The organism is Desulfuromonas svalbardensis, assembly GCF_055389415.1.
The window spans coordinates 1045989-1065037 of sequence record NZ_AP042416.1; the positions used below are offsets into that span (position 1 = coordinate 1045989).

Genomic DNA, 19049 nt, shown 5'->3' on the forward strand with positions numbered 1-19049 from the left:
CCAGTGTTAATGATGCTATAATTCACATTAAAATAAGTATTTAGTTATCTGTTCTATGTTCAGATATGACCTCGAGAACGAGTTGTTAAGTTCTACCTGATATGGAGTTCCATTCTATGCAGCAAGATGCCTTTATCGGTCGACAGCCGATTTTAGATCGTGATTTAAACGTTTATGCTTATGAACTGTTGTACCGACATGGGCTTGTCAATCATGCTGTGATTGACGATGATGATGCTGCGAGCGGTACGGTATTGGTCAATCTACTACTAGAGATTGGCTTGAACAGTCTTGTTGGTGAACATAAAGCATTTTGTAATTTCACTCGGGGTTTTCTTCTCGAAGAGAAAGATTTGACCTTTGCTGCGGATCAATTGGTGATCGAGGTATTGGAAAGCGTAGAGGCTGAAGATGCGATCATTAATGCTGTGCGTGGCTATTCTGAACGCGGTCACCTGATTGCTTTGGATGACTTTGTTTACAGTGAAGCTTTGCGGCCGTTAGTTGAACTGGCGGATCTGATTAAGATTGATGTGATGGAACTCGGCATGGAGAAAGTTGCCGAGCAAGTCAAAATACTTAAATCGGTTAAGCCGTTAAAGCTTTTAGCTGAAAAAGTTGAAACACGCGAAGAGTATGAACAATGCCTTGCGCTGGGCTTTGATTATTTTCAGGGTTATTTTTTCAGTAAGCCTGTGGTTGTTACGGGTAAAAAGATGCCCCCTGCGCGACTTGCAATGGTGCAATTGATGGCTGAGTTGCAACAACCTGATGTGAGTATGGAGCGTATTGAACAAATTATTCAGGCTGATGTAAATCTCAGTGTAAAGTTATTGCGCCAAGTTAATTCAAGTTATTATAGTTTGATTAGCGAAGTGACTTCAATTCGTCAGGCGATCGTACGAGTTGGGTTACAACATATTCGCGCCTGGGCCAGTGTCATGATTATGGGCAGTGTAAGTGATAAGCCTGACGAGTTGATGACCATGGCGTTAGTGCGCGGGAAAATGTGCGAATTGCTAGCACGACAAAGCCACTGTGGAGATGAAACCAGTAGTTTTACCGTTGGTTTGTTTTCATTGCTTGAAAGTATCCTTGATTCTCCTATGGAGCAGATTCTCGAAGAATTGCCATTGTCAGATGAGATTAACCAAGCTTTACTGCATGGCACTGGATGTTTCGGTGAAGTTCTTGGTTGTGTGCAAAACTATGAACAAGCCAACTGGGCTGAAGTGGATGCCTGTGGTTATGACCGTGAAGTGATTGTTGAGTCCTATTGGGAGGCCGTAGCATGGGCTGAGAGCATCACTAAGTAGTGTGGCCTAGCTCTGCCCGTAAATGCAAGAGATTCGACGATAGCCAAGGCTGTAGATTCAGAGCCTTGGCTGTTTTTGTTTGTAATAGGTATAACCGTCGAGGGTGTCAGAAAAAGAATTAAGAATCTGCTGCCGCTCTTGGATGGTGATGACGTTGTTGCGTACTGCTCCTTCGGCTTTATTGCGAATACTTTCAATGAGCGCTTGAGGCTGATGTTGCACATAACCTAGGACATCGCCGATACTATCACCGGCAATCTCTTTTAGAATATCAAAACCGCCATCTGGATTAATTCGCACGCTTATCACATGGGTATCGCCAAATAGATTATGGATATCACCGAGAGTCTCTTGATACGCTCCGATCAAAAACACACCTAAATAATACTTCTCATCCGTTTTGAACGGGTGCAGCGGCAACGTTTTACTTTCGCGCCCTTTAACAATAAATTGGTCAAGCTGCCCATCGCAGTCACAAGTTAAGTCCGAGATGATTGCATCACACGATGGTGCTTCAAGGTGGCGATGCAGGGGGGCAATGGGGTATCGTTGACCGATAGCCCACGTGTCTGGTAGTGACTGAAAAACACTAAAGTTACCGTAATAGATATCGGCTAAACTATCCCTTAGCCCTTCGAGTTGTGGTGGCGTTTCAAGGTGGTTGTCATCACTTAGGTGATCAACAATGTCCTGCGCCGTGGCGAGATAAATCTCTTCTCCTAGTGCCCGTTGTTGAAGCGTTAGCTGCCCCGCTTCAAAGCTTTGACGTACTTGCTCTCGATAGAGTTGGGCCTGTTGATGGCGCTGTTGAACGGGTTGCTTGTTGTCGTGATACAGAGCGAATTGCTGCTGTAGAACAGTGGGGGCATCCTTCTCTAGTTGTTGCGGCAGTGTCACCGCATCAAATTTCATTACATCTAAAATGTCAAATAATAGCATGCTGGCATAGGCGACAGTAGCCCGGCCTGATTCGGTGATGATGTGCGGATGTGGGATGTTAAGGGGATCAACAACGGACCGAACTTGATTGACGATGGCCTGGCAATATTCTTTGAGGGAATAGTTTCGTGAATGTTCAGCGCCACTGCGTACACCACTGTAGTCAACGGCCAAACCACCACCTAAATCGAGATATTGCATCGCAGCACCTTCGCTAAGGAGGCTGGTGTAGTAGCGACATGCTTCGCGAACACCGGTGCTGATATCCTCTATACAGGGGATTTGTGAGCCGAGGTGGCAATGAAGAAGTTGCAAGCAATCAAGCATTTTGTGTTCACGTAATGTGTTGGTCATAGCCAGCAATTGACTGCTGTTGAGGCCAAAGCTACTGCGGTCACCGCTGGTTTCTGTCCATAAGCCACTGACCTTGGCACTGACTTTAATCCTGGCACCAATATTAGGCCTGATATCCAGCTTTACACTACGCTCAATGAGTAAGGCTAATTCCGCAGGGGATTCAATAACAAAGAAACAACGATGGCCTAATTTGGTTGCCCATAAGCCTAAATCGATAAATTCGGAATCCTTGTAGCCGTTTAGGATCAGTAACCCATCGTTTTTTATGTGAGCCAGCGCAAGGAGAAGTTCGGCTTTGCTACCCGCCTCAAGGCCATGGTTGAAGGGGGCACCAAAGCGGGTGATCTCTTCGATCACTTGGCATTGCTGATTTACCTTAACGGGGAAAACGCCGAGATAACTGCCGTCATAACCTCCTTGCTCAATTGCTGAGCGAAAGGTGTTGTGGAGCAAGGCGATGCGGGTATCGAGGAAATTTTGAATGCGCAGTAATACCGGCATATCGTGGCCACGTAATTCTATCCCCTCGACGATATCCATAAGTGATACAGCGGGTGTGTCTTTCGTGCTTATGGTGTCGGTGTTGGCAGGTATTTGAACCGTAAGGTCACCTTGCTCATTTAAACCAAATAACCCCATACCCCAGTGATGCACGCCATACAGTTCAGCAGAGTCATCAAGAGACCAATTGTTAATACGCTTTTTATTCATGGGCCATCTCTGCCTTGGTAGGGGGAAAGGGGGGTGGTTACTGAGCAATATTTTCGCGGGCAAATGTTGGCAACATAAATGCGCCAAGGTGGAGCTGCTCATTATAGTATTTGGTATAAAAATCTCGCTGAGCGGCGCGTTGTGCATCAAAATCAGTTACCGGATGGTAGCGCTTGCTGGCAAAGGCGAAACTCCAAAAGCCACTGGGGTAGGTTGGAATGAACGCTTGGTACATCTCAACAATAGGAAATACATTACGCAAGTTTGTGTACATCGATTGTTGAATTTTTGCATGATAAAAAGGGGATTCACTTTGTGCGACCATAATGCCATCTTCTTTTAATGCACCGTAAACAAGACGATAGAAATCCTCTTCAAAGAGGCCAACTGCTGGGCCGATGGGGTCGGTGGAATCGACAAGAATCACGTCAAACTCATTTTGATGGTCACGAATATAAGCGAGACCGTCATCAACATGGAGCTTAACCCGTGGGTTGTTGCCATCAATTTCACTGGCCATGGTGGGTAAGAATTCGATTGATTTTTCGATCACTAATCCATCAATTTCGCATAAAACTGCTTGCTCGACTTCAGGATGTTTCATTATTTCACGGATACTGCCACCATCACCACCGCCGATAACCAAAACATTTTTAGGACTCGGATGGGTGAACAACGCGGGGTGAACGATCATGTCGTGATAAATAAATTCATCGCGCTCAGTCACCATGACTAGGCCATCGAGGAGCATCATTTTTCCGTACTCAAGGGTTTCAACAATTTCGAGTTGTTGAAATTCACTTTTACCGGAAAATAGACTACGACTCACTTTCATGGTGATGCCGACATTTTCAGAATGTTTTTCAGTATACCAAAGTTCCATTATCATTATCCTTTGCTGAACGGTTGTGTAATGCGTTGTCATCAACTTATGCCGTAAAATTATCGAAACCTCAACCTTATATTTTAGATATTCAAGACAGTGTCCTGACGATGTTAATAATTTGGCTCAGACAAAGAACGATATCGTCAATTAAAGGCACACAACACCCAGCAGTGACACACTACATCAAGGGTTTTCGCGAATAGGTTCGATAGGGGGCTATGTTTATTTCTAAGATTTAGCGTTGATAGACGCTAGAACTTGACATTTTGTTGGCTTTATTGAATGGTCACACTAGTTCAGTCGTTAGTACAATTGCAGAACACGTTGATTTAGCTAAAATCATAGACGGTGAAAGGATCATTGTAATGCAAAAAATTGAGGAAATTGGTTTTATCGGCGGAGGGAACATGGCAGAAGCCCTTATTCGTGGCTTAGTTGCCAGTGGTGTTTCCGCTTCCCGTATTACTGTTGCTGAGTTGATGCCACAGCGCCGTTTATTTTTAGAGCATACCTATGGTGTCGTCACAACAGAAAGTAGCCGTGATGTAGTTGCTGAACATTCAGCAATCATTCTGGCGGTAAAACCTCAGGTTCTTGATGCCGCATTGCAACCAATTGCAGCACTTCTAGGTGACGATAAATGTTTAATCTCTATTCTTGCTGGAGTATCAACAGCGAAGATTGAAGCGATTCTTGGTGTGGGTGCGCGAGTGATTCGCGTTATGCCAAATACTCCAGCGCTTATTGGTGCGGGAGCTGCTGGGCTTTGCGCGGGGGCGAATGCCAGTGTTGATGATCTATCTGCGGCATGTGCACTGTTCGAATGTGTTGGTGTTGCTCAGGTCGTTAAAGAATCGTTGCTTGATGCTGTAACGGGGCTTTCAGGCTCAGGTCCAGCCTATGTATATTTGATGATTGAAGCATTGGCCGATGGTGGAGTTCTTGAAGGACTGCCACGTGACACCGCGTTGATGCTTGCGGCTCAAACCGTTGCTGGCGCGGCACAGATGGTCTTGGATGGTGATGATCATCCCGCCGTGTTACGCGATCGAGTTTGTAGCCCAGCGGGGACCACAATTGCTGCGGTTAGGGCGTTAGAGCAGGGCGGTGTACGCGCCGCACTGATCGAAGCGGTTCATTGCTCCGCTAAACGCTCACGAGAGTTAGGTTGATTCTTTAGCGTTGCGGTTTGCCATGCGGGCCGCAGCGCGACAATGTACCGTACGTTATTATATGAATTCAGAGGGCTCAGGTTCTGCGGCACTCTCCAGCTCATCGAGTTCCATCTCTTCAGCATTGACCGTTAACGCCGTCATGTCACAAAAGCGCAGGATACCATTTGTTGAATCAGCAACGACAGAAAGTGGCCCCTGATGCTCAAGGCGGATTTCTTCAGTAACCATATCTAACGAGATCGTCACCTTCTCTTTTAAACGGCGGTGCACATTGATTTTGGCGTTACCCTCATGCTCACCAAAAACAAAGCCATTGAGCTTGTCTTTGACCTCTTTTTGCATAACGATGAGGAGTTCGAGGCGATTTTGGAGGATCTCAAGCCGTTTTTCTATAGCACCAGTTAGGGAGGTATCTTTTTTTGATTGGTTGTTCAGCGGGCCAAGGCTTTTTTTGATGAATTGGTTTTGGATTGCTATACTTTTTTGCTGAATTTTGAGCCTTTGCAGCTGATCTTCTTCGGGAAAATATATTCCTGATTGTAATAGCGTTGCTACGCCTGCTTCGGCACCAATATCTTTTGCTTCAATTCCCTGTAAAGCAATGGCTTGGCCACCACTTATGACGCCATTTTCAACAATAATCTTTTCTGCTGATTTAATAATACAGTTACGTACTTCATATTTAATCGTAACCGTGCCCATACATTCTACGGTGACGCCGTTGAGGTAGTTTGCTGTCAGGTTGCCGCCGCAACGAATCAAGCCGTCACCATTGCCTGTCATGCTGCCGAGGGTAATGTCGCCATCTGATATCAGGTGACAACTGCCAACGGTTCCTGTCACTTCTATCCCCTTAAGGGCGCAGATATCAAAGTTATCCAGCACATCGCCACTGATTTGAGTAAATCCGGGAAACTTAATGTTGCCAATATGTAGATCAACATCACCGTGAACGATGTAGTCTTCACTGACAGATAGTGTATTTTCGCTTAGATCGGCACGACCTGAAATTTCTGAAATAAATGTGCATCCGTCACCGCCAATTCGAACACCAATACCTAGGCGGACCTCAAGTTCTTTACCAAGCAATGGTGCAAGAACTTTCCCTGTGACGGTGCTTGATCCCTCGCCAATCTCTGGTGGATGGAGGATCGCTATTGATTGTTCAGGTTCAACACAGGTGAATAGGTCTAGGGTATAGAGGTCAAGCTTGCCATCCTCTTTTTCAGTAAACTCAGAAGCAGCATCTTCGTCTGTACGTATCAGTGGTTCAATCCAGCCATCTTCCCCTGGGACAGGAGGGTAGGTGGCGGCAAGAATGATGTTGTTTTGTTTTTTGCCTTTACAGGCAAAAGCGCAAAACTTGTTAATCTCTTCAATCTGGTAGCCATCGACAACACCATTTTTATCGAGGATATTGATAACGCCCTGAGCGTCAATAAGTGCTTTGTTTGATTTGTCGGGATAGAGACTTAAGCTGGCAGACATCTCATCATCACTGATGACGAGTTGAACCTTATATTCTTTCAGATCTTCTTCGTAAACAATATTGCCCGAAGCTGGTGGGAATGTATTGTTGTCTGATTCAGAGGTTTCTGCCATTAATTGGTCCTGATTTGAGCAAATATAGTGTATGGAAGCGCCTAGTGTACTTATCGGTCGAAGTGCTGATAAGTATTATGGTTCAGACAGTATTTTTTGTTTTTGTAACAACGCTGTAAACTCACGGGCTGGAACGGGACGACTAAAGAGGTAACCCTGGCCAGTATGGCAATCAAATTGACGCAAAAAATTTAATTGCTCTTCAGTTTCAATGCCCTCAGCGATAATTTTGAGTTGCATCTCTTGAGCGAGAGCAATGATCGTTCGGGCAATAATGGTGTCGTCGTTTTCGCCAATAGGGCTAACAAATGAGCGATCAATCTTTAGTTTATCAATGGGGAAACGATGGAGATAACTCAGGGATGAGTAGCCGGTACCAAAATCATCAATGGCAAGAGTGACCCCTTTGTCGCTGAGAATTTTCATCAGCCGGATGGATGATTCCACATCGTACATCAACAGGCTTTCAGTAAGTTCTAATTCTAAATATTGGGGGGCTAACCCCGTTTCAACCAGTGTACTAAATACATCACTTGATAGGTTTTTATTTAAGAATTGCCGTGCAGAAAGATTGACTGCAACCGTTAGTTCTGTAAATCCCTCTTGTTGCCAGATTTTATTCTGCTTGCATGCTTGTTCGAGAACCCATTGACCAATTTGATCGATTAATCCTGTCTCTTCAGCAAGGGGAATAAAGTCGTTGGGGGGCACAAGGCCCCGCTCAGGATGTTGCCAGCGAATGAGTGCTTCACTACCGAGAATCTGTTGAGTATTCAGGTCAAACTGAGGTTGGTAATAGACAACAAACTCATTGCGGTCGAGAGCTTTGCGCAAGCTTGTTTCAAGTTGTAATCGCTCTTGGGTGTGGGCATTCATGTCAGAGGTGAAAAATTGAAAATTATTGCGGCCCAATTCCTTTGCACGAGACATCGCTGTATCGGCAAATTGTATCAATCGGTCTGAACGCGTTGCGTCGTCTGGTGCGACACTAATACCAATACTCGTGGTAACATACATCTCTTGATCGTCGATAAAAATAGGACTGCAGATCACTTTTAAAAGTTTCGTAGCCAAGAGGGCCAGATTAGAAATTTCTTGAATGTTTTCAACCATTACCACAAACTCATCACCACCAAAACGTGCCACAGTGTCTGTGTCGCGTAAGGTCTTACTTATGCGCTCGGACAGCGTTGTCAGCAGTTTATCGCCAATGGTGTGACCAAGGGTGTCGTTAATGTTTTTGAAGCGATCAATGTCAAGCAGTAACAAACCTGTTTTAGTGTTGTTGCGAACCCCTTTTGCCAGAGCTTGCTTGATCAACGCAGTAATCAAGGTGCGGTTTGGTAGCCCGGTAAGGTGGTCGTGCTCCGCTTGGTGAGTTAAGCGCTCTTGCGCCAGCTCACGCTCTGATACGTCGCGTATGATCGCTTGTAAAAGTTTTCGATCTTCGATCTCGATCCAGTTGGCATTGACCTCAACGGGAAAGGTTGAATTGTCACCGCGAAACTGGATGGATTGGAATTTAATCTCTGTGTTATGAGCTAATTGGTGCCACAGTAAACTACACTCTTCATCGCCCATATCACAGATGGAGCGCAATTTTTTTTGTCGTAGTTCGTCAAGCGTTTGGCCATACGCTTCAATTGCACGCTCGTTTGCTTCAATAATGGTCCCCTCTTCATCGCACAGGAGAATAATATCGTTGGCAAAGCGGGTAAGATTGTTAAAGCGGCTGATGATCGTGCGGTTCTGTAACTCATTTTGGTAATAGGCTGCTTGGTTTTCAGCCTGCTGTTGCAGCCACCATAATCTTAAAATGATGGCGGTAATTGATAGAATGATCGCCGTGACAACAAAGATGATCAGTTGTAACGTTTTAAGAGGCTTGGTTGTTTCGCTTTGTGCCACCTTCGCGACTAGAATCCATGGTGAGTCGGCCACTTTCTTGATCACCGCAAAAACAGCAACGCGCCGATAGTCGTAACCTTCCAAAAAGCCCTCTTTGTCCTCCCTGAGATACTTTCCTGGAGAGGCTACCCCTTCTGGTGGCTGGCGTGTGTTAAGAGCTTCCTCGTTTGGCATGCCGCGTACAGGGGTAAGGCGTTGAATCTGGTCTCCTGCTTTGCGCACAAGAACAGACTCGGCGCTTTCACTTGGCACTGGCCACGATGTCATGAGGGGCAGCAGAAAGTGGTTAGGATTAATGACGATAATTAATGCCCCGACAGAGGGATTGTTTTGATTGTTATTGAGATAGATGGGAGCAATCAGGTTCATATGTAAATGATTGTCGTGATTCGCCGCCATATCATTTGGATTTTCATGAGAATGGTAGATTTTACCAAATCCAATTTGATGTTGTTGAAGGGCTAGAGTCAGTTGCTGGTGATCAATATGTTCTCCCTCGTTGTACACATCACCAATATTAAGTTGAACGTTACCTTCGTTGTCAACCAAGAAGATCGTGTGTCCCTCTGATTCGTTTAACGTCGGCCAAAGAGCGTTGCTGATTGTTTCTTTTATCTCAACCGTAGGCTCATTCAAGTAACGTACGATTTGGTCGTTAATGGAGGAATTTGATGTAAGTAGTCGTGCAAGTGAAATTCGTTGCTGGCGCCAATGACTAATTTGTCGCGCTTTAAGGTCGGCGAGCATGATAAGATTTGTTCGTGCCGCTGTGATGGTGGCCTGTTTTTGGTATTGGTAAAACAGCCCTCCCGTGAGAGTGACAAATAAAGAAATGACGATGAAAATCATGATTAGAAATCGTGCGCTTGAAATCGACTCTATTTTATGAGAATTAAGGATTTTTTTGATCATATAAGAACTCTTTATATTTCATTTCCACGCGACGAAAACTAATAATCAATGATCCTATCATTATACGGAATTGTTGGCATGAGAGCAATGGTTAACGGGTCAGATATTTAAACCGTTTTGCTCGCAAAAAACATCCTTCAGCAATTTCACTACTAATAAGGAGAAATATTGCGAGAATAATCCCTGAAATAGGGACTGATATAATGAGGCTTGCCAGCCAGCAAAAAAGAAGATAGCCGAATTTTACTAGGGTTGCTTGGCCTAAAATAACAGTGTGATGATTTGCGGTAAAATAAGCACGCAGTAAGTTAGTGCCACCATAAATGAGTGGATAGATCGCACACAGACTCAATGGTAGAACAATGTAGTGGCGTAACTCATCAGCTAAGCCAAAAACACGTTCGAAAATAAGTTGATTTCCTGGTACGGCGATGGCGATGGTTAATACAGCCATGCCTAAGCTGGTCCACAGGAAAAAACGGAACAGAACGCGGTAGTCTTCAGCAGTTTCAATAAGAGTCAAGTACACTTGCTGTAAATTACGCATTGGGCCTGAAAGCATAAACAGTAGCGCCCGAATTATACCAAACGATGCTAAAGCTAAATTGGCATCGGGTAGGCGGCTTATGATGGCATTAATAACCACAGGAATTGTTTGTTGTAGTCCTGACGAAAATGCAACGGGTAGGGCAAAGCGTAGAATTTCGCCAGTCGATTTTTCATCGACGGCTGTGTTTTCGCTGGGGAGAATATGATAGCGCCAGGCAAACAATCCCATCAAGCTTGTTTCAACAATGATGCACATCAATAGTGCAAAGGCTCCCAATTCTGGGCCGTTAAACCAGCGTTGTCCAGCATAGAGCCAACCAAGTAGGGCTACAATTCGTACTGCTGTGGCAATGGAAACAAGGTTGGTTCGTCGTGCTTTAATGACTAATCCTTGAAATAATCCACGAAATCCAGTGAAAAATGGCAGGAGTCCTAGTAGCATTAATACGCGTTGTGCCCCTTTGGCGACAGGTTCAGATACACCGAGAATTGTTTGTAACAGGATGTCACCGACAAAGGTGTAGGCGATCAGGTTGAGCATGATTGAAACATAGCAGGCGATAAGGACAACGCAAATCACCATGCCGCGTAGCGAGCGTTTGCCACGGACAATAGCGATGGTGATGGTGTGGTTTTGATAGGATGGCGACGCAAACAGTAGGTGAACGACCATCGCCACTGAAAATGAAGCGAGGGCGAGGACGTAATCATCAACACGGGCGAGCGCGGCATTGATGATTGAGTGGGAAACGCTCATCAGTTGAATATTGAGCAGTAGTGGAAAGAAAAAGATACTGATCTCTGCTAACGTGATGGTGGGCTTTGTTGGTGTGTTGTTCATGGGAACAACGTCAATAATTCATCAGCCTTATTCACGCTCCATGTCATCGGGGCATCCGCTGGTTGACCAAAGCCGTAATGGCAATAACAACTGGCACACCCTGCAGCCTGAGCACTATAGAGATCAGTATGATGGTCACCGATCATGACACAGTGTTGTGGCTTAACATTGAGTTGCTTTGCTGCGTACAGAATCGGCAGCGGGTGCGGCTTTTTCTCGCTCAGGCTATCGCCACCGATGATCAGTGAAAACGGCTTGATCAGGTCAAGTTGTTCAAGCAGTGCCACGGCGAGATGGTGTGGCTTGTTACTAACTACCGCAAGGGGCAGTGCGCGGTGATGGTGCAAAAACTCACGGATGCCGGGATAACAAGCACTGTGCTCAACGAGATGTTGCTCATATAAGTGTAAAAAAAGAGCTAGATGTTTAGGGTGATACATCCCTTCAGGCAGGGCACGTTGCACCAGTTTTGTGGCGCCATCGCCAACAAAACTTAATGCTGTGTTTTGATCAAGTGGTGGCAGGTCGAGGTGCTGACGTAAGCGATTCACGCCACTGGCTAAGTCGTGTGCCGAATCGATTAAGGTGCCATCGAGATCAAATAAAAAAGCGTGAATATCCATGTTAGGAGAACAACCCAGCGAAGTAGCTGAATAATCCTGTTTCTTGAATTTTGTAATAAAGAACGATGGTGACGGCAATAGGGGCGACAAAGCGAATAAGCCAGTGCCATAAGGGATAAACCCAGCCCGCACCACCGGCCATTAACTCCTCTTTTTCTTCACCGCCACGCCAAAACCAGCCGACATAGATAGCGGTCAGTAGTCCGGCAATGGGCAGGAGGTAGTTTGATGCAATGAGATCGGCTGAATCAAAAAACGACAGATCGCCGATGGGGGTCCAACCTGAAAAATAATTGTATGATAACGCCGTCGGGATACCGACGACAAAGGCAAGGGATGCAATGGTACAGGTGGCGCGTTTTCGGCTCCACTTGCGCTCATCAATTAGGTAGGCAACCTGCCCTTCGATAAGGGAAATATTACTGGTGAGTGCCGCAAAAGCAAGTAAGAGAAAGAACAGGATTGCTAAGATTGAGCCACCTGGGATTTGCGAGAAAACCACCGGGATGGTTTTGAAGATTAAGCCGGGCCCCGCAGCGGGTTCCATGCCGACGGCAAAAACGATTGGGAAGATGGCCAGTCCCGCCATGATGGCGATGAGAGTATCAAGGCCGGCAACGCGTATGCCAACGGCAAATAGGTCCTCATCACTTTTCAGGTAGGAGCCGTAGGTGATCATCGCTGCCATACCAAGGGATAGGGTGAAAAATGAGTGACCCATCGCTTCGAGAATGGAACTTGGCGTGAGTTTGGCAAAATCAGGTCGAAACATAAACGCTAGACCTTGTTGCGCGCCAGGACTCATCATGCCATTGACGAACAGTAAGGTAAGCAAGAGCAACAAAACGGGCATAAGGATCTTGCTCCAGCGCTCAATCCCTTTTTGAATGCCGCTGATAACAATCGCTAAGCATAGGATGATGAAGATAAAATGCCACAGTGTTTGCCGCCCACCATCGGCAATGAGTGAGTCAAACATCCCTTCAATGACGACCGTACTCTTATTATTAAAACTACCAATAAGCGAGCGATAGATGTAATCGAGTGTCCAGCCTGCGACGACTGAATAGTAGGAGCTGATGATAAAGGCGGCGCCGACACTAATCCAACCTGGGGTTTGCCACCACGAATTTTTGTGCTCTAAGGCGATGAAGGCACCGATGGCATCTTTGCGCGTGTGACGGCCAATCATTAGCTCGGCAATCATGATGGGTAGGCCGACAACGACAATACAGATGAGGTAAACTAAAACGAACGCACCGCCACCATTTTCGCCGGCGATATAAGGAAACTTCCAAATATTACCTAGGCCGACAGCACTTCCTGCCGCAGCTAGAATGAATCCGAGTCGTGAACCCCACATTGGCCGGTTAGTGGTCGATTGAGTCATTTTTTACTCCCGTTCACCGAAGATAGCTGTCCCGACGCGAATGAGGGTGGCCCCCTCTTCAATAGCGACTTCGAAATCGTGACTCATCCCCATCGACAATGTCTCCATACATACATTTGGGATGTGTAGATCATCAATCTGCTGAGCAAGTTGGCGCAGCTGGCGAAACCATGGCCGTACCTGCTCCAGGTCGTCATGGTATGGCGGCAGGGCCATGAGCCCTTGAATTCTTACGTTTGGCAGTGTTGCAATACGCCGAACCAGCTCCTCTGCATTATCAGGTGTCGCGCCGGCTTTACTTTGTTCTGCGCCGACATTGATCTGAATGAGGATGTTGGCCGTTTGCTCGATGGCTGCCCACTGTTTATTGATCTCTTTGGCGAGTGAGTAACGATCGACGGAATGAATCAGTTCTGTTGTGCCACGCAGGTATTTAACTTTGTTGCTTTGCAGTGCACCGATGAAGTGCCAGCGTACTGGAGTTGAGATCTGCTGGTGCTTATCGACAAATTCTTGCACGTAGCTTTCACCAAACAGTGGTTGTCCAGCCGTGGCAGCTTGAATAACCAAGTCCGCAGGTTTCTTTTTTGATACCGCAATGAGGGAGACCAGTTGTGGGTCACGACCACTGCGCTGGCACGCATGATCAATGCGTTGTTGAATGGTGCGGAGATTGGTGGCGATATCAATTGGCATAACAGTACTCGCTAATGGGGTTCCCGTTGATCTTATTTGGCGAACAGATCAAAGGCATCAAGTTGTTGTAGGTCATCTAATATTTGCGCTAAAGGCAGGCCGACCACGCTGCTGTAGCTACCGTTGATCGTTGTTACCATGAACGCCCCTAGTCCCTGAATGGCATACGAACCTGCTTTATCTGCGGGTTCACCGCTGGCAATGTACCCATCAATTTCATGGTCTGTCAATGTTCGGAACGTGACATCGGTGGTGATACTGCGGCTCAGCCACTGGTTGGTGTTGCGATCAAGGATCGCATAGCCAGAAATCACTTGATGGCTGCGGCCAGACAGCATGCGCAACATGGTGGCAGAATCTTCACGGGAGTCTGGTTTGCCGAGAATCTGATCATCGCATTTCACAATCGTATCGCTACCGATAAACCAGCGGCCAGAAACTGTTGATCGTTGTGCGACTTCAGCAGCTTTTTCCTGACTTAAGCGCAAGACAAAGTCTTCAGGTTTTTCATCGGGCTGTTGTATCTCATCAATATTGCTTGGAATGATTTGAAATTGAATGCCGACGCTAGCCAGTAGTTCACGACGGCGAGGCGATGCTGAAGCAAGGACAATTTGCGGGTATTGATTAGGCATGATCGTTCTCCTGTGTGAGGGTAGCGCGCCAGTTGTCCCACGCGTCAAGGGCGCGATCGGCCATAGCTAGCCGACGGAGTGCCCGTTTCATTTTGCCCCCTTCAAGTGGCGGGAAGAGGCCGTAGTTAACATTTTGTGGTTGAAAGGTGCCCTTGGGTTGATCTTTGTTGCTCAAGTGGTTCAGCAGGGCACCGCAGGCTGTTACCGCCGGAGGTAACGGCAGCTCACGTTCCAGCAGGTCATAACTGGCAATGAGTCCAGCGAGAAAACCACAGGCCGCAGATTCAACATAACCCTCGACTCCTGTTATTTGACCGGCAAAATAGATCCGTGGGTCGCTGTTGAGTTGTAGTCGACCATTGAGGCAATGCGGGGCATTGATAAAGGTGTTGCGGTGGACGCTGCCAAGGCGTTCAAATTCGGCCTGTTCGAGTCCAGGAATCGTACGAAAGATGCGTCGTTGTTCTGGATAGGTCAACTTTGTTTGGAAGCCAACGATATTGTAACTGGTGGCATGGTGGTTGTCTTGGCGTAGTTGAATCACCGCATGGGGAACTTTTCCTGTGCGTGGATCGGGTAGGCCGACAGGTTTCATCGGGCCAAAGGCTAGCGTTTGTTCGCCACGCTCGGCCATCTCCTCAATGGGCATACAGCCTTCAAAGTGGATCATCTTTTCAAAATTACGCGCAGGGACTTTTTCTGCTGCGCAGAGTTCAGCGACAAACTGTTTGTATTGCTGCTCATCAAGGGGGCAATTGAGATAATCAGCATCCCCTTTGTCGTAGCGTGAAGCACGCCAAATCACACTGTGGTCAATTGAGTCGGCACTAACGATCGGGGCAATAGCGTCATAAAAATAGAGATCCTCGTCACCCGTCAGTTCAGCAATGTGCTGGGCAAGGGGAGCTGAGGTGAGCGGACCGCTGGCGACAATGACTGGTCCCTCATCTGGGATGCGACAGGCCTGTTGATGAATGACTTCAATCAGCGGACACTCTTCGATGCGTTGGCTGACATAGTCGCTAAAAGCAGCGCGATCAACCGCTAGAGCACCACCTGCGGGAACAGCTGTGGCATCGGCAGCCTGCATGAATAAGCTGTTCGCGCGACGCAGTTCCTCCTTAAGGCACCCTACAGCATTATTCATCCCCATACCGCGTAGACTGTTAGAACAAACGAGTTCAGCAAGTCCGGGAAGTTCATGGGCTTCAGAATAATGCTCAGGTTTCATCTCAATGAGGGTCACGAAGATCCCAAGTTGTGCGGCTTGCCATGCGGCTTCGCACCCCGCGAGTCCTGCGCCAATAATGGTTAATTTTTGCATCGATAGTTCCTTATCCAGGTTTTATCTTGAGTGCTCATAGTAACGTTGTACAACAAAAAAACGTGTGTGTCTTTGTTGTAAAGACACACACGTTGACGTTAATCCGAAACGAGAGGGATTGAACTACTCTTCAGTTGTTTTGGCTTTGGCTGTTTTTTTAGCCGGAGCTTTTTTAGCGGGTGCTTTTTTAGCAGGAGCTTTTTTAGCCACTGTTTTTTTAGCAGGAGCCTTTTTAACGGGTGTTTTTTTCGCCGCTGCCTTTTTCGCCGGAGCTTTTTTGGCTGCTGCTTTGGTTGGCTTTTTCACCGGCTCAACGATCACAACCTCCCAATCGCATTCCTCCTGTTGACACTTATGGACCGTGCCAAAGCGTTTGGTTGTTTTTTCAACCGTCAGCGGGAAAGAACACTTAGGGCAAGGTTGCTCTAATGGTTGATCCCATAAAGCAAATTTGCATTTTGGATATTGATTACAGGAGAAGAATATTTTGCCATAACGGCTTTTTTTCTCCATCAGTTCGCCATCATCGCAATTGGGGCAGTTGATGCCGAGTGCTTTAGGTTTAACCAATGGCTGTATGTTTTTGCACGCTGGATATCCTGAACATGCGAGAAATTTGCCATAACGGCCCATTTTAATCAGCATCGGTGCGTCACATTTTTCACACTTTTGATCTGAAATCTCTGGTTCCTCTTGTTCGGCACCATCGAGTGGCTCAGTATGGCGGCAATCGGGGAAACCACTGCAGGCTAAGAATTTGCCAGAGCGACCAAGTTTAATGACCAGTTCTTTATTGCACTCTGGGCAAATTTTATCTGTTTTTTCGGTGGTAATATCTGCCTTGTTAATCTCTTTGTCTTTTTGTTGTAGCAAGGCGACAAATGGTTCCCAGTATTCTTTAAGTAGCGGTTTCCATTTTTTCTCACCACGAGAGACCGCATCGAGATCTTCTTCGAATTTCGCGGTGAAATCGTAATCTACATATTTGGCAAAGTGGTTACTGAGTAAATCGCTGACAACGATACCAATATCTTCGGCATAAAATGCACGCTTTTCGAGGCGGACATATTTACGGGTAACGAGAGTATTCATGATTGAGGCATAGGTTGATGGCCGGCCAATGCCATGTATCTCAAGGTTTTTCACTAAACTTGCCTCAGTGTAACGTGGTGGCGGCTGGGTAAAGTGTTGGTTCGGACACAGTTCTTGGCACGAGATCTCCTCGTTTTCTTCCAAGGCGGGCAGCATTCCCTCTTCGTCCTCTTGGTCTTCGTCATCCGTTCCTTCAATGTAGAGCTTCATAAATCCAGCGAAGCGGATAATTTGACCTGTGGCACGAAAACTATAAACTTTGTCGGCACCTTGGGTAATGATATCGACGCTTGTAGCATCAAGGCGAGCGAGTGCCATCTGTGACGCAACAGTACGCATCCAAATAAGACGGTAGAGCTTGTATTGGTCCGAGCTCAGAGAAGATTTGATTTTTTCAGGATGGTTGGCAATGCCAGTAGGTCGTACTGCCTCATGCGCCTCTTGGGCATTTTTTGCCCGGCTTTTAAACACACGCGGTTTAGCGGTGGAATATTCCTCACCGTACATTGCAGTGATCACCTCACGTGCTTCGTCTGTAGCCTGAGTAGAAAGGGCGACCGAGTCGGTACGCATATAGGTAATTAAACCGACTGCGCCGTCACCAATGTTGATTCCTTCATAAAGCTTTTGCGCTATCGTCATGGTTTTTCGCGCTGAGAATCCAAGTTTGCGGCTCGCCTCCTGTTGCAGCGTACTGGTGGTAAAAGGTGCTGCCGGGGTGCGTTTTTTCTCTTTACAGACGACTGACTCAACATGAAGTGGGTGGCCATTAATTGCATCAACAAGTGCTTGAGCCGAATCGCTATCGGGAATCGCATATTTGGTTAGCTTATCGCCGTCTACTGATTGTAGTTTGGCTTCAAACCCCTTACCAAGGTTATTGGCAAGCTGACTCTCAATGCTCCAATACTCACGCGACTTAAATGCGCTGATCTCTTTTTCACGTTCACAAATTAGGCGTAATGCCACTGATTGCACGCGACCGGCAGAGAGACCATAGCGTATTTTTTTCCATAGAAATGGTGACAGTGTAAAGCCGACAAGGTAGTCAAGAATAACTCGGGCCTGTTGAGCATCAACCAGTTCGTGAGAAATTTTGTGTGGGTTAGCAACGGCTTCGAGAATAGCAGGCTTAGTGATCTCGTGAAACGTTACCCGTTTTACAACGGGTTTTTTCCCTTTTTCCGAGACACCAAGCGCTTCGAGAAGATGCCATGCAATGGCTTCACCTTCGCGGTCGAGGTCAGTTGCGAGAAGCAGTTCTTCACATTCAGCTACTTCTTTTTTAAGTAGATCAATATGCTTTTTGCTTTCAGGCATAATCTGGTAGTTGGGGACAAACCCTGCGTCAACATCAACCGAACCTTGTTTGCTAGGTAAGGCGCGCACGTGGCCATAGGAGGCCAGGACTTTATAGCCTTCGCCGAGAAATTTTTCGATGGTTTTCGATTTTGCCGGTGATTCCACAATTACCAGTGAGCGTGCCATGAATTGGTCCTTGAGTGGTTAGTCAGTGCAAAGGGTCGTTGCACAACAATTTAAGCTGGACAAAAAACTGCTGGCAGTACCAGCAGAACGACGAGCTTAATGATATAGTTTGTCGAGTTTGTCTTCGAAGATGCAGTCAATCTCGCGAGAGTGATCATGCTGTATGCTTGCAAATAGCGCTAGGATTGTGATCGATTTGATCTCTTCCAAGCTGTTTTGACCTTCATCATCCTGACACGCTCTAATAATGATCTCCTCTTCAATGTCACTGGGGAGGATCCCTTTCATGCGTAGGTCAGTCAGAAAACCTTGTGCTTCAATTGAGAGTTTTTTTTGTTCTAAGGGGGAAAAAACTCTCAATTGGGGTGTTCTGAGTTGTTTTAGCAGCGGATGGCTGGGGTTGAGCGTTATTGTCTCCATCCACGTGAACGCCTCATTGATCTCCTCCTCTTTAAATCCTGCACCGAGAAGTTCTTCAACAATTTCACGTTCATTGGAAAAATCATGCTCATTCATGAAATATTGAGCAATAATTCCAACAATAATCAGTACTCGTTCGTTCAAAATATACCTACGATCGTTAGGTCGAACATCGTGCTGTAGAC

Annotated in this window: 14 protein-coding genes; 2 read left to right on the forward strand and 12 right to left on the reverse strand. The window is 46.5% G+C overall.

Annotation, left to right across the window (positions count from 1 at the left end):
• Window positions 1-116 precede the first annotated feature (116 nt).
• Window positions 117-1316 carry an EAL and HDOD domain-containing protein gene (locus tag ACZ5KY_RS04660; RefSeq protein WP_464242739.1) on the forward strand — a complete coding sequence of 400 codons (1200 nt, stop codon included), beginning with the start codon at window positions 117-119 and terminating at the stop codon, window positions 1314-1316.
• A gap of 57 nt (window positions 1317-1373) precedes the next feature.
• On the opposite strand, the gene speA is transcribed toward ACZ5KY_RS04660, so the two are convergent.
• Both speA and speE read right to left on the reverse strand, forming a co-directional pair.
• Window positions 1374-3323, reverse strand: a complete 1950-nt coding sequence (speA, locus tag ACZ5KY_RS04665; RefSeq protein WP_464242740.1) for a biosynthetic arginine decarboxylase — start codon at window positions 3321-3323, stop codon at window positions 1374-1376.
• A 37-nt stretch (window positions 3324-3360) separates the two neighbouring features.
• Complete coding sequence (gene speE / locus ACZ5KY_RS04670; RefSeq protein ID WP_464242741.1) at window positions 3361-4206, reverse strand: polyamine aminopropyltransferase; 846 nt, start codon at window positions 4204-4206, stop codon at window positions 3361-3363.
• A 368-nt stretch (window positions 4207-4574) separates the two neighbouring features.
• Between speE and proC the strand changes: the two genes are divergently transcribed.
• Window positions 4575-5381 carry a pyrroline-5-carboxylate reductase gene (gene proC, locus ACZ5KY_RS04675; protein WP_464242742.1) on the forward strand — a complete coding sequence of 269 codons (807 nt, stop codon included), beginning with the start codon at window positions 4575-4577 and terminating at the stop codon, window positions 5379-5381.
• A 57-nt stretch (window positions 5382-5438) separates the two neighbouring features.
• Here proC and ACZ5KY_RS04680 read toward each other — a convergent pair whose 3' ends face one another.
• The 10 genes from ACZ5KY_RS04680 to ACZ5KY_RS04725 form a co-directional block, all read right to left on the reverse strand.
• Window positions 5439-6986, reverse strand: a complete 1548-nt coding sequence (locus tag ACZ5KY_RS04680; protein ID WP_464242743.1) for a DUF342 domain-containing protein — start codon at window positions 6984-6986, stop codon at window positions 5439-5441.
• Window positions 6987-7061: 75 nt separating this feature from the next.
• Window positions 7062-9806 (reverse strand): bifunctional diguanylate cyclase/phosphodiesterase, encoded by a 2745-nt coding sequence (locus tag ACZ5KY_RS04685; protein ID WP_464242744.1) that lies wholly within the window; start codon window positions 9804-9806, stop codon window positions 7062-7064.
• 91 nt (window positions 9807-9897) lie between these two features.
• The gene (locus ACZ5KY_RS04690; protein ID WP_464242745.1) at window positions 9898-11196 is read right to left on the reverse strand and encodes a hypothetical protein; all 1299 of its coding nucleotides are present in this window, start codon (window positions 11194-11196) and stop codon (window positions 9898-9900) included.
• The gene (locus tag ACZ5KY_RS04695) at window positions 11193-11819 is read right to left on the reverse strand and encodes an HAD-IA family hydrolase (RefSeq protein WP_464242746.1); all 627 of its coding nucleotides are present in this window, start codon (window positions 11817-11819) and stop codon (window positions 11193-11195) included. The genes ACZ5KY_RS04690 and ACZ5KY_RS04695 overlap by 4 nt, the downstream gene beginning before the upstream one ends.
• A 1-nt stretch (window position 11820) precedes the next feature.
• Complete coding sequence (locus ACZ5KY_RS04700) at window positions 11821-13209, reverse strand: sodium-dependent transporter (RefSeq protein ID WP_464242747.1); 1389 nt, start codon at window positions 13207-13209, stop codon at window positions 11821-11823.
• Between the two features lie 3 nt (window positions 13210-13212).
• Window positions 13213-13899 (reverse strand): YggS family pyridoxal phosphate-dependent enzyme, encoded by a 687-nt coding sequence (locus tag ACZ5KY_RS04705; RefSeq protein WP_464244631.1) that lies wholly within the window; start codon window positions 13897-13899, stop codon window positions 13213-13215.
• Window positions 13900-13937: 38 nt separating this feature from the next.
• Window positions 13938-14540, reverse strand: a complete 603-nt coding sequence (locus tag ACZ5KY_RS04710; protein ID WP_464242748.1) for a Maf family protein — start codon at window positions 14538-14540, stop codon at window positions 13938-13940.
• Window positions 14533-15864, reverse strand: coding sequence for a methylenetetrahydrofolate--tRNA-(uracil(54)-C(5))-methyltransferase (FADH(2)-oxidizing) TrmFO (trmFO, locus tag ACZ5KY_RS04715; RefSeq protein WP_464242749.1), 1332 nt, complete (start codon window positions 15862-15864; stop codon window positions 14533-14535). Before trmFO ends, ACZ5KY_RS04710 begins: the two co-directional genes overlap by 8 nt.
• A gap of 123 nt (window positions 15865-15987) precedes the next feature.
• Complete coding sequence (gene topA / locus ACZ5KY_RS04720; protein ID WP_464242750.1) at window positions 15988-18444, reverse strand: type I DNA topoisomerase; 2457 nt, start codon at window positions 18442-18444, stop codon at window positions 15988-15990.
• A 96-nt stretch (window positions 18445-18540) separates the two neighbouring features.
• Window positions 18541-19008, reverse strand: a complete 468-nt coding sequence (locus ACZ5KY_RS04725; protein WP_464242751.1) for a DUF494 family protein — start codon at window positions 19006-19008, stop codon at window positions 18541-18543.
• Window positions 19009-19049: the final 41 nt, after the last annotated feature.